Origin of the sequence: Pseudomonas saudiphocaensis, assembly GCF_000756775.1 — a bacterium.
Classification (GTDB): domain Bacteria; phylum Pseudomonadota; class Gammaproteobacteria; order Pseudomonadales; family Pseudomonadaceae; genus Stutzerimonas; species Stutzerimonas saudiphocaensis.
On sequence record NZ_CCSF01000001.1, the window covers coordinates 2,016,328 to 2,028,568 of the forward strand.

General features: G+C 59.5%; 8 protein-coding genes, 1 pseudogene and 1 riboswitch. Of the genes and pseudogenes, 2 read left to right on the top strand and 7 right to left on the bottom strand.

The genetic code is table 11. The annotated features are described in order from the left end of the window. Window positions 1–165 precede the first annotated feature (165 nt). Window positions 166–1,017, top strand: a complete 852-nt coding sequence (locus BN1079_RS09425) for an RsiV family protein (protein WP_081950825.1) — start codon at window positions 166–168, stop codon at window positions 1,015–1,017. Window positions 1,018–1,436: 419 nt separating this feature from the next. On the opposite strand, the gene thiC is transcribed toward BN1079_RS09425, so the two are convergent. Next, a complete protein-coding gene (gene thiC / locus BN1079_RS09430) occupies window positions 1,437–3,317 on the bottom strand; it encodes a phosphomethylpyrimidine synthase ThiC (RefSeq protein ID WP_037023909.1) in 1,881 nt (626 codons plus the stop codon). Window positions 3,318–3,421: 104 nt separating this feature from the next. Beyond that, a riboswitch (TPP riboswitch) is annotated at window positions 3,422–3,528 on the bottom strand. Between the two features lie 138 nt (window positions 3,529–3,666). Here thiC and BN1079_RS09435 point away from each other — a divergent pair. Further along, window positions 3,667–5,097 carry a TolC family outer membrane protein gene (locus BN1079_RS09435; RefSeq protein ID WP_037026749.1) on the top strand — a complete coding sequence of 477 codons (1,431 nt, stop codon included), beginning with the start codon at window positions 3,667–3,669 and terminating at the stop codon, window positions 5,095–5,097. Between the two features lie 185 nt (window positions 5,098–5,282). On the opposite strand, the gene BN1079_RS09440 is transcribed toward BN1079_RS09435, so the two are convergent. From BN1079_RS09440 to wecB, 6 genes and pseudogenes are all read right to left on the bottom strand, one after another. Continuing rightward, complete coding sequence (locus BN1079_RS09440; protein WP_037023911.1) at window positions 5,283–7,295, bottom strand: polysaccharide biosynthesis protein; 2,013 nt, start codon at window positions 7,293–7,295, stop codon at window positions 5,283–5,285. 132 nt (window positions 7,296–7,427) lie between these two features. Further along, window positions 7,428–8,624, bottom strand: coding sequence for a DegT/DnrJ/EryC1/StrS family aminotransferase (locus tag BN1079_RS09445; protein ID WP_037023912.1), 1,197 nt, complete (start codon window positions 8,622–8,624; stop codon window positions 7,428–7,430). 12 nt (window positions 8,625–8,636) lie between these two features. Then, window positions 8,637–9,257, bottom strand: coding sequence for an acetyltransferase (locus BN1079_RS09450; RefSeq protein ID WP_037023914.1), 621 nt, complete (start codon window positions 9,255–9,257; stop codon window positions 8,637–8,639). Continuing rightward, window positions 9,254–9,883, bottom strand: a complete 630-nt coding sequence (locus BN1079_RS17830; protein ID WP_231850804.1) for a sugar transferase — start codon at window positions 9,881–9,883, stop codon at window positions 9,254–9,256. Before BN1079_RS17830 ends, BN1079_RS09450 begins: the two co-directional genes overlap by 4 nt. 75 nt (window positions 9,884–9,958) lie before the next feature. Continuing rightward, window positions 9,959–11,092: pseudogene (locus BN1079_RS17835) on the bottom strand (glycosyltransferase family 4 protein); the annotation flags it as partial. Between the two features lie 5 nt (window positions 11,093–11,097). Continuing rightward, on the bottom strand, window positions 11,098–12,228 hold the full coding sequence (wecB, locus tag BN1079_RS09460; protein WP_037023917.1) for a non-hydrolyzing UDP-N-acetylglucosamine 2-epimerase: 1,131 nt from the start codon (window positions 12,226–12,228) through the stop codon (window positions 11,098–11,100). Between the last annotated feature and the right edge of the window lie 13 nt (window positions 12,229–12,241).

Genomic DNA, 12,241 nt, shown 5'->3' on the forward strand with positions numbered 1-12,241 from the left:
ATCGCCGTCACTGCGTGAGCGGTCTGAAGGTTATCCTAGCGCGCCAGATGCTCGCGTGCAGCCTATTGCGACCAGCAACCACGGAATGAAACAGCGGGCTGGTGCGTGCAGAACTTCACAGGCTGCCCAGACTCGAAACCGCAGCGTAGGACCAGAGGAAACCGGATGAATCCCATTTACAGGCTGTTTGAAAACCTCGGCAAGGTCGCCGGCAGGCATCAACAGACAATAGATCTGGAGCTTTCAACCGCGCTGGCAGCGCCGGCAGCTTTCAATCGGTCTGCATTGCTTTTTCGCAATATCGTCACCCTGACCACTACCGCCCTGCTGCTGAGCGCCTGCCAACATTTCGGTGCCACGCCGGCGGTCGAGATCAGACAGGTCGTCAGCGAACAACGCCCCGCAGGCTGTCCCGAGCAGGACGAGAGCTGCCCGCTGGTGAATATCGACACCGAACACTTCCTCAACGAGCCCGTGCTTAACGCGTTGATCGACGAACGGCTGCGGCGCATGACGATGTTCGGCCCCGAAAGCCAAATGCCTACGACTCTGGAGAGCTACCAGGAAGCCTTCCTACGCGACGCCAGGCCCCACTGGAGCAGCTACCTGCAGGCCAAACTGCGCGAGCGTCATGGCGATATTCTGGTAGTGGAGCTGTCCAGCTACCTCTTCACCGGCGGCGCCCATGGCATGCCGGGTCGAGGCTTTATCAATTTTGATCGCAAGCAGAATCGCGAGCTGCGCCTTAACGACATCCTGCTACCCGGCCAGGCCGGCAACTTCTGGCGCGTTGCACGCCAGGCGCACCAGCGCTGGCTGGTGGAAAACGAGCACGATCAGGACGCCGAATTCATAGAGCTCTGGCCGTTTCAGCAGACGGCTCATATAGCCATGCTGAAGGACAGCATCCTGCTCAAGTACGACGTCTACAGCATCGCCCCCTACTCCAGCGGGCACCCTGAACTGACCATTCCGCATGATCAGCTCAAGGGCATCGTTAGGCCGGAGTATTTGTAGCGGACGTTGCGCCATTGGCGATTCCGCCCTACAAACCTGCAGGAGCGAGCTATGCTCGCGAACAAGGCCCTGCCTCTGTGCAAGCCGTTCACGGGCGTGGCCCGTTCCCACAGCAGCAAGCGAACTGCACCGCCCTGTAGGAGCGAGCCATGCTCGCGAACAAGGCGCTGCCTCTGTGCAAGCCGTTCACGGGCATGGCCCGTTCCCACACAAAAGCAAGCGCACTGCACCGCCTCGTAGGAGCGAGCCATGCTCGCGAACACGACGCTGCCTCTGTGCAAGCCATTCACGGGCATGGCCCGTTCCCACAAAGCAAGCGGACTGCACCGCCCTGTAGGAGCGAGCCATGCTCGCGAACACCACGCTGCCTCTGTGCAAGCCATTCACGGGCGTGGCCCGTTCCCACAGATAGCAAGCTGTTACACCTGCCGGTAAATCACCGATCCTTCATCCTTGAACCGCTCGGCCTGTTCGGCGAAGCCGGCTTCAATGGCTTTCTGCTCGTCGGTCAGGCCGTTTTCGGCGGCGTATTCGCGCACTTCCTGGGTGATCTTCATCGAGCAGAACTTCGGCCCGCACATGGAGCAGAAGTGCGCCACCTTGGCCGAATCCTTCGGCAGCGTCTCGTCGTGGAATGCCCGCGCGGTATCCGGGTCCAGGCCCAGGTTGAACTGGTCCTCCCAGCGGAACTCGAAGCGCGCCTTGGACAGAGCGTTGTCGCGGATCTGCGCACCCGGATGGCCTTTGGCAAGGTCAGCGGCATGGGCGGCGATCTTGTAGGTGATGATGCCGGTCTTCACGTCATCCTTGTTCGGCAGCCCGAGGTGCTCCTTGGGCGTGACATAGCAGAGCATGGCGCAACCGAACCAGCCGATCATCGCCGCGCCGATGCCAGAGGTGATGTGGTCGTAACCCGGCGCGATGTCCGTGGTCAGCGGGCCGAGGGTGTAGAACGGCGCCTCGTCGCAGCACTCGAGCTGCTTGTCCATGTTTTCCTTGATCAGATGCATGGGCACATGGCCTGGACCTTCGATCATGCACTGCACGTCATGCTTCCAGGCGATCTTGGTCAGCTCGCCAAGAGTCTCCAGCTCGCCGAATTGGGCGGCGTCGTTGGCATCGGCGATGGAGCCAGGCCGCAGCCCATCGCCCAGCGAGAAGGACACATCGTAGGCCTTCATGATTTCGCAGATGTCTTCGAAGTGGGTGTAGAGGAAGTTTTCCTTGTGATGCGCCAGGCACCACTTGGCCATGATTGAGCCGCCACGGGAAACGATGCCGGTCACGCGTTTGGCCGTCAGCGGCACATAACGCAGCAACACGCCTGCGTGGATGGTGAAGTAGTCCACGCCCTGCTCGGCCTGCTCGATCAGGGTGTCGCGGAACAGCTCCCAGGTCAGATCCTCGGCCACGCCGCCGACCTTCTCCAGCGCCTGGTAGATGGGCACAGTGCCAATCGGAACCGGCGAGTTGCGGATGATCCACTCGCGGGTTTCGTGGATGTGCTTGCCGGTGGACAGGTCCATCACCGTGTCCGAACCCCAACGGATGCCCCAAGTCAGCTTGGCCACTTCTTCTTCAATGGACGAACCCAGCGCCGAGTTGCCGATATTGCCGTTGATCTTCACCAGGAAGTTGCGGCCGATGATCATCGGCTCCAGCTCGGTGTGGTTGATGTTGGCGGGGATGATGGCGCGACCACGGGCGACTTCGTCACGGACGAATTCGGGAGTGATTTCCTTAGGGATGCTGGCACCGAAGCTCTGCCCTGGGTGCTGCTGGTCCAGCAGGCCAGCGGCGCGGTGTTCCTGCAGCTTCATATTCTCGCGGATGGCGATGAATTCCATCTCGGGCGTGATGATGCCCTGGCGGGCATAGTGCATCTGGCTGACGTTCTTGCCCGGCTTGGCGCGACGCGGGTTGCGGACATGGGCGAAGCGCATGGCGGCCAGTTCGGCGTCGTCCAGGCGGCGCTGGCCAAACTCGGAAGTAAGCCCTGGCAGCTTCTCGGTATCGCCGCGGTCCTCGATCCAGGCACTGCGCACATCCGGCAAACCCTTGCGCACGTCTATCTGCACATTGGGGTCGGTATAGGGACCGGAGGTATCGTAGACCAGCACCGGCGCGTTGATCTCGCCGCCGAACGCGGTGGGCGTAACGTCGAGACTGATCTCGCGCATCGGCACGCGGATGTCCGGGCGCGAGCCCTGCACATAGATTTTCTGCGAACGCGGGAAAGGCTGGATCGACTGCTGGTCGACCTGGGCTGACTCACTAAGATGTTGTTGTTCTGCACGCATCAGACTGGCTCCTCGATAGTTGTCGGAGCGAACCTGAAAACACGGTGGGATAAGGGCATCGGGGTGCGCCGGGACTGGCGCCGAGAGACTCGCCGAAGGATGACTGGCGAGCACATCTTGTTCCCTACGCAGGCCTTAACCTGATCAGGTTCAACGGGATCCGGAACTTTCCGATCTCAGCCCACGATTCTGGGCACCCCGACAAGAACGGGACCGAGTCTAGCCAACAGCGCGCATGAAAGCCAGGCACGCGACCAGCGAGTCATTTTTTGGCAGCCAACCCGCCACCTTGACCCTGCCCAAGGCGCCGCTTAGCCTTGCCCATCACTCCGCTTCAGGGACCGATGCTATGCCGCGCACAATTACCCTGGCCCTCGCCGTCACCGCCGCCGTATCGGGATCCGCCTGGGCTGAAACTGCCCCGGTGCTCGCCCCGCGCAGCGACCTGGTCAGCGTCTATCGACTGGCAGTGGAAAACAATGCGGAGCTTGCCGCCGCGCGCGCACAATTCGAGGCGATTCGCGAGACAGTGCCTCAAGCGCGGGCCGGCTTGCTGCCCAACCTGCGTGCCGGCGCCGAGTTGAGCGACACCCGCACCCAAGTCGACACCAGCGCCGGCGTGCGCACGCTTTCGCGTAGCGGCACGGTTTATCAGGCTACCCTGAGCCAGCCTATCTTCCGCGCCGACCGCTGGTTTCAGTTGCAGGCTGCCGAAGCGATCAGCGAACAGGCCGCTCTGGAATACTCAGCGGCCGAGCAGAACCTGATCCTGCAAAGCGCCCAGGCTTACTTCGCGGTCCTCCAGGCCCAGGACAACCTCGCGGCGGTCAAGGCCGAGGAAGCCGCCTTCAAGCGCCAGCTCGACCAGGCCAATGAGCGCTTCGAAGTGGGCCTTTCCGACCGTACCGACACCCTGGAAGCACAAGCTGGTTTCGATACCGCCCGCGCCAACCGAATACTCGCTGAGAGGCAGGTGGCAGACGCCCTACAGGCGCTGGAAACCCTGACCAACCGCACGCACCTGGCGCTGGAAGGCATTGAACACAGCTTGCCGGTACTGGCACCGGCACCCAACGACGCCACCGCCTGGGTCGACACGGCCACCCGTCAGAACCTCAATCTGCTGGCGGTGAACCAGGCCGTGAATGCCGCAGGCGAAACCTTGCGCCAATACCGTGCCGGCCACGCGCCGACGCTGGATGCGGTGGCCAGCTACCGCAAGGGCGACAACGACAGCATGGGCTTTGCCAATAGCGGCATGGCCGATGCGCTACCGGGCTACCCGCGCTACAACGGCAACGTCGAACAGGGCAGCATCGGCCTGCAATTGAATATCCCGATCTACAGCGGCGGGCTGACCAGCTCACAGAGCCGTCAGGCCTTTCACCAATTGACCGAAGCCGAGCAGCGGCGCGAGAGCCTGCGCCGGCAAGTCGTGGAAAACACCCGCAACCTGCATCGCGCCGTAAATACCGATATCGAGCAAGTGCAAGCGCGACGCCAATCAATCGTCTCCAGCCAGAGCGCGCTGGAAGCCACCGAAGTTGGCTATGAGGTCGGTACACGCAATATCGTCGATGTGCTGGACACCCAGCGCCGCCTGTACGCCGCCGTGCGCAACTACAACAACGCACGCTACGACTACATCCTCGACAACCTGCGCCTGAAACAGGCGGCCGGCACGCTCAACCCCGGCGACCTTGAAGACCTGGCGCGTTATCTAAAGCCGGACTACGACCCGGACAGGGATTTTTTGCCGCCAGATTTTCCCAAGCATTGAAGTCCACGCACTGGCGCGGCCTGCTCCGCAGAATGCAACCGCGCGCGGCCAGTAGGAGCGGGCCATGCCCGCGAACAAGGTCAAACCACAGCGTAAAAGCCCTTCACGGGCATGGCCCGTTCCCACGAGAGCGCCTGATTGGCGTACCCCCGCGCCGAATGCAGGCGAAAGCCTGCACAACGTACCTACTCGCTAGGCCCAACCCGCCGCTGCAGGTAGATCAGGTCCACAATCTCTCCCTCGGGCACATAACCGCTGACCATCTCACGTAGCAGCACACGCACCTGCGGGTAGTCATCTTGTTCCACTGCCTTGAGCAACCGTGCCAGCAACGCCTTGAGTACATCCCAGTTAAAGTACTCTTCATCGGCGCGCATGATCATTGGGTGCTCGGTGCCGCTAACGTTGTCGCCGATCAGCAGCTCCTCATAGAGCTTTTCACCAGGCCGCAACCCGGTGAACTCGATAGTGATATCCCCGTGCGGGTTCTTCTCCGAGCGCACACTCATGCCGGACAGGTGAATCAGCTTCTCAGCCAGCTCGGCGATCTTCACCGGCTGGCCCATATCCAGCACAAACACATCACCACCCTGCCCCATGGAGCCGGCCTGGATCACCAGCTGGGCGGCCTCGGGAATGGTCATGAAGTAGCGTGTAATCTTCGGGTGTGTAACCGTCACCGGCCCGCCGCTGCGAATTTGCTGGTAAAAGCGCGGAATCACCGATCCCGAAGACCCCAGCACATTGCCGAAGCGCACCATGGTAAAGCGCGTCTTGTTGACGTGATGCACCGCGTCATCGGCACCAAACAGTACCGGCGCCGCCTCACGGCTCAGCGCCTGCAGAATCATCTCCGCCACGCGCTTGGTACTGCCCATCACGTTGGTGGGCCGCACCGCCTTGTCGGTGGAGATCAGCACGAAGTTGGCCACGCCGGCCTGCACGGCAGCCTGGGCGACATTCAACGTACCGATCACATTATTCAGCACGCCCTCGGCAATATTGTGCTCGACCATCGGGACGTGCTTGTAGGCCGCCGCGTGATAGACCGTTTCCACCTTCCAGGTCTGCAGCACATCCAGCAGCCGCCCGGTATCACGAATCGAACCCAGAATCGGCACCAGCCGCACCGGCAGCGAGGCCCGCTCGATCTGCCGCTCCAGTTCGATATGAATGCTGTAAAGATTGAACTCGCTGTGCTCGAACAGCAGCAGGACATCCGGCTTGTTCAGCAAAATCTGCCGGCACAGCTCCGAGCCAATCGAGCCCCCCGCGCCGGTCACCATCACCACCTTATCGATGATGCATTTCTCAAACAGCGCCTGCTGCGGCGGCACCGCATCGCGCCCGAGCAGGTCGGCAATGTCGACTTCCTGGATATCCTCGACCTTGACCTTGCCGCTGGCCAAATCCATGAAACCGGGAATGCTGCGCACGTGCAGTGGGAACGGCTCCAGCCGCTCCAGCACCTCGCGCCGCCTGGCGCGGGTGGCCGAAGGGATGGCCAGCAGGATTTCATCGGCGCCCGTTTCATCGATCATCTGCCTGATATGCTTGGGCGAATACACCCGCAGCCCGGCAATCATCCGGTTGTAGAGATTGGCATCATCATCGATGAACGCAACCGGCCGCATCGCCCGGCCCATGCGCAACGCCGCCACAAGTTGGTTGCCCGCCGCACCGGCGCCGTAAACCGCCACCTTGGGCAGCCCCGCGTCGCGACTGCGAAACTTCGTGAGGGACTCGGGAGAAAACCAGTCCCCCATGAAGTACTGGCGCATCACCAGACGCAAGCCACCCAGCAGCATCAGGCTCAGCCACCAGTAGTTGAATACCATTGAGCGCGGGATGAGCAACGGAGCATCGGTGCGCCAATAAACAGCCAAAGCCAGTAATAGCGTCGAAAGCGTCACCGCCTTGACGATGGCCATCAGCGCATCGTTACCGAAGTAACGCATGACAGCGCGATACATACCGAAGCGGATGAAAAACGGGATCGCGATCAACGGCGCCAAACCGAACAGCCAGGCGTGCCCCCCGACTGGCTCGACGAAACTGGTATTGCCCATGCGCACGACGAATGCCAACCAAAGCGCAGCCCAGACAAGCATCACATCAGTGAGCACCTGGATAATTCGCTTCTGGCGCCGGGGCAAGCGCACCAACCATGTGCGCAATTTTTCAGCTAATCTCAACACAGGAAAACCTCAACCAGGCAGCCATAAACACGCAAGCCGCTTTCTCATCACTGTAGGAGTCAGCTTGCTGGCGATAGGCTACGTCGCAGACCAAACGGGAAGATCAGAAATCGAGCTCATATCCCGCTCAAGTTAAGCCTGACATCGACTATCAGCCACGGTTGCAACAGCCATGACCTCCTCAAGCACCGAACAAGTCTTTTCGACTTCTGCTGCAGTCAGAGTAGGGTGCACAAGGAACATTAGGCTGGTCTCACCCAGTTCTCGCGCAACAGCTAAACGCTCCGTCGGTCGCCAGCCCGTATTCTCGAAGGCTTTCTCCAAATACACCTCGGAACACGACCCTGAAAAGCAGGGAACGCCCTTAGCCGAGATTTCATTCAGAATACGATCACGGCTCCAGCCCTCAAGCAATTCCCCAGGCTCAACAAAAACGTAACATTTATAGCCGGCATGGACGATGGCCGCCGGGATTTCCGGAACACGAAGCCCCGGTAGGGGCTTGGCAGCAGACCAGATACGCTCGCAGTTAGCTAAGCGACTTGCATGCCAGCCGCTCATTCGCCGCAGCTGTATACGACCGATTGCGGCTTGAACCTCCATCATTCGCCAGTTGGTGCCGAAGCTCTCATGTAGCCAACGAAATCCCGGAGCATGCTCACGCTCATAAACCGCTTCCCAGCTCTTGCCGTGATCCTTGAACGACCACATCTTCGACCAGAGCTTACGGTCGTTCGTGGTGACCATCCCACCTTCGCCACCAGTGGACATGATTTTGTCCTGGCAAAACGACCAAGCACCTACATCGCCGATAGAGCCGACCGAACGACCTTTATATTGAGCGCCATGTGCCTGTGCGCAGTCCTCAATCACTTTGAGACTATGCTCGTTTGCCAGCGCCATGATTGGGTCCATGTCACATGGCCAACCGGCTAGATGAACGCAGATCACTGCCTTAGTACGCGGGGTCAATACAGCGCGGATGGTTTCGGCCGTTATGTTTTGCGAGTCACGATCTACCTCAGCAAATACCGGGACAGCCCCAGCATTGACGATACTCGACACCGAAGCCAAGAATGTGCGCGGCGTGACAACCACCTCATCACCTGCGCCAATGCCCAATGCCTGCAGCGCCACATCCAGCGCTACCGTGCCATTGGCCAGAGCAATGGCATGCTCGGTACCAGCCCATACCGCAAACTCTTTCTCGAATTCACGACATTCCTGCCCCGTCCAGTAATTGACCCTGTTGGAAAAAATGACATCGCGAACGGCGTTGGCTTCTTCTTCGCTGAAACTTGGCCAAGGGGAAAACGGCGTGTTGAGCATAATAATCTCTGGTTACCTCATCCTTTTGGCCGGCACACCAGCCACAGTCACATCATTCGGAATATCACCGATGACCGCCGCACCAGCGCCAACCATCACCCGCTGGCCAATACGAATCAATTGGCGCACGCTGGCACCGATACCAATCCAGCTCAAGTCACCCACCTGCACACCGCCCGCTAGCCGTGCACCTGGGCTGATGTGCACGGCATCGCCCAGCAGGCAATCGTGATCCACGCTACAGCCGGTATTGAGAATACTGCCCGGATTTATACATGCGCCGGCATTGACCACCGCACCAGCAAAAACAACGGTTCCCTTTCCAATAGAAACATAGCGACTGACAGTGGCGGCTGGATGAACCAGTGTTACCAGGCGAGCCCCCGCCGCCTGCAGTTCTAACAACTTTGCATGACGGATACGGTTATTACCGATAGCGACCACTACGCCATCAAAATTGGCTAACCGCTCCATCAATGCTGCCGTGTCGCCCACAACCTGCCACATATCATTTTTCTTCTGGCCTGGCCAGGCATCATCGAAGAACTCAACGGTTGTCCAACCGCAGCATTCAGCGGTATCCGCAACCACCTTGCCGTGGCCGCTCGCCCCCAGGATGGCTAACCTGCTCACGACTGACGGCCAGTGAATTTGGGCATAGTCGCTTCCCCTTTCGCGCTGATGCCGTCGCGCACGACTACCGCCTTGATGGTCAGGAAGATAATCTTCAAGTCCAGCCATAGCGAGCGGTTGTCCACGTACCAAACATCCAGCTTGAATTTTTCCTCCCAGCTCAATGCATTGCGACCATTCACCTGGGCCCAACCGGTGACACCGGGCCGCACTTCATGGCGGCGGTATTGTTCTGGACTATACAGCGGCAGATACTCCATCAGCAGCGGGCGCGGGCCTACCAGACTCATGTCGCCCTTAAGCACATTCCATAACTCGGGCAACTCATCCAGACTGCTGGAACGCAAGAAGTGGCCGAGCGGCGTCATTCGCTCGGAATCCGGCAGCGGGTCGCCGTGGGCATCCACGGCATCTCGCATGGTGCGGAATTTGATCATCTCGAACGGCTTGCCGTTGAGACCGGGCCGTATCTGGCGGAATAGTACCGGCGAGCCGAGCTTGCGGCGAATCAGCCAGGCGACGATGAGGATGACTGGGAAAAGCAGCAACAAGCCGAAGGCCGAGGCCAGGATGTCGAACAGACGTTTAAAGGCCGGCAGCAAGCGAACCTTTGGTTTGCTGGCCATCTGCAGGAACAACTCGCCGAATCGGGCAGCGCCCACGCGCAGGGAAAGCCGCTCCTGATAGAACTGGCGAGCGTTCTCGGCCATGGCTTGGCGTTCCTCCTGACTAGCGTCATGCAACGCCAGCGCCGCATCAGCAATTGCTTGCGGGTTCTCCGACTCAGCGACTCGTCCACAGCCGCTGTCACACACCAAATCAGCAGCATCCCCATCTACGGCCATCAGGATCGGCTTACCAACCGCCATGTAAGCTTGCGTTTTAGACGGAATAGTGATGCTGAACAGCGGATCCTTGCGCAGATGAACCAGCAGGGCATCAGCTGCATTCAGGTAGTTGCCAACCTCCGCCATGGGCACCGGCGGCAAGAAGGTCACGTTGGTCAGTTGTCTTTCCGCTGCCTGTTGCTGTAGACGTTGCACCTCGACGCCGCTACCGAGAAACACGAAAGTAATGCTTGCCGCCTGCTGCTGCAGTAATTGTGCGGACTGCAGAACGGCATCCAGCGCCTGAGCCTTTCCCATATTGCCGGCGAACAGGATGCGGAACTGCTCTCGGTCGGGGAAGCTGGTAGGAACCACGCCCCGGGGAGCGCCCAAGGCATCTTCCGCGCACCAGTTGTAAATCACCTCGATCTTGTCTTTTGGTACACCGCGCTCGATCAGTAGGCGCTTGAAGCCAGGCGACAGCACCACGAGCTGATCGACTTGCCGATATACCCAGTCGCACACTTTGGAGACGACCTTCAAGGCGTTTGTGTTAGAGAACATGCCCGTCGCCCGCAAGGTGTCCGGCCACATATCCTGAATGTCGTAGACCACCGGAACTCGACGGAACAGGCGAATCAGCGCCGCAGAAATCCCCACCGTTAGCGGTGGGTGATAGGCATAGATGACATCTGGACGCCTGGCGCCAAATAGACCGTAAATCAGCGAGGCAGCTGCGAAACTGACATAGTTCAATACACGACCGACAGCTCCTTGATCATGGCTGGGATACAGCGGTACCCGCGTGACCCGGACACCATCAATTTCCTCGCGTTGCAGCAGCTTGAGCTTGTAGCCCTGATAGATTTTGCCGCCCGGGTAGTTCGGAAAGCCGGTCAGGACTTCCACCTCGAAGCCTTGCCTGACCAGCTCGCGAGCAAACACCAGCCCCTTGAAGGTCGGTTCGGGATCGAACCACTGTGTCAGCAGGAGTACGCGGGTAGCCATGCGACTTAGTACCTCTTCCAGACTGTACGCATTACGTAGTCGCGGTAGCTGTGGATGATCCGCACAACCTTGTTCGCCACGTTGGGCATGCTGTAATCACCAACTAGGCGCAGGGTGCGCTCATCGCCACGGGCCTGGCTTTCGAGAATCTGCAACGCCTGCATGACACGCTCGGCTTCTAGACCGACCATCATCGCCGCGACTTCCTCCATGCCCTCGGGACGCTCATGCGCCTCGCGCATGTTCAGAGCCGGGAAATTGAGGATCGAAGATTCCTCATTGATGGTGCCACTGTCAGACAACACCGCCTTGGCAGTGAGTTGCAGCTTGTTGTAGTCCTTGAAGCCCAGCGGCTTGAGCAGGCGAACATTGGCGTGGAACTGCACGCCCATCGCATCCACACGCTTCTGGGTGCGCGGATGGGTGGAGACGATTACCGGGAAGCCATAGTGCGCAGCGACGGTATTCAGCACCTCAACCAGCTTGAGGAAGTTCTTGTCGGAGTCGACATTCTCTTCACGGTGCGCACTGACCACGAAAAACTTGCCGGCCTCAAGGCCCAGCCGCTCCAGCACACCGGAAGCCTCGATACCCTCGCGGTAATAATTGAGCACCTCGAACATCGGGCTGCCAGTCTTGATCACCATGTCCGGCGACAACCCTTCGCGCAGTAGATAATCGCGGGCAATGGTGCTGTAGGTCAGGTTGATATCGGCTGTGTGATCAACGATGCGGCGATTGATCTCTTCCGGCACGCGCATGTCGAAGCAACGGTTACCCGCTTCCATATGGAAGGTGGGAATCTTGCGGCGCTTGGCCGGAATCACAGCCATACAACTGTTCGTATCACCCAAGACCAGAAGCGCTTCGGGCTGTACTTCAGCCAGCACGCGGTCCACAGCGATGATCACGTTACCGATGGTTTCCGCACCGCTGGCCCCGGCGGCATTGAGGAAATGATCCGGCTTGCGAATGCCCAGATCCTGGAAAAAGATTTCGTTCAGCTCGTAATCGTAGTTCTGGCCGGTATGCACCAGCACATGCTCACAATGTTCATCCAGCTTGGCCATGACTCGCGACAAACGAATGATTTCCGGACGGGTACCGACCACCGTTACAACTTTAAGTTTTTTCATTGCAGTTTCTGCC

Excerpts from the sequence above, each read along its gene's own strand:
- BN1079_RS09425 (WP_081950825.1), top strand. The coding sequence starts at position 166 with ATGAATCCCATTTACAGGCTGTTTGAAAACCTCGGCAAGGTCGCCGGC.
- BN1079_RS09435 (WP_037026749.1), top strand. The coding sequence starts at position 3,667 with ATGCCGCGCACAATTACCCTGGCCCTCGCCGTCACCGCCGCCGTATCG.
- BN1079_RS17830 (WP_231850804.1), bottom strand. The coding sequence starts at position 9,883 with ATGGCCAGCAAACCAAAGGTTCGCTTGCTGCCGGCCTTTAAACGTCTG.
- wecB (WP_037023917.1), bottom strand. The coding sequence starts at position 12,228 with ATGAAAAAACTTAAAGTTGTAACGGTGGTCGGTACCCGTCCGGAAATC.
- thiC (WP_037023909.1), bottom strand. The coding sequence starts at position 3,317 with ATGCGTGCAGAACAACAACATCTTAGTGAGTCAGCCCAGGTCGACCAG.
- BN1079_RS09445 (WP_037023912.1), bottom strand. The coding sequence starts at position 8,624 with ATGCTCAACACGCCGTTTTCCCCTTGGCCAAGTTTCAGCGAAGAAGAA.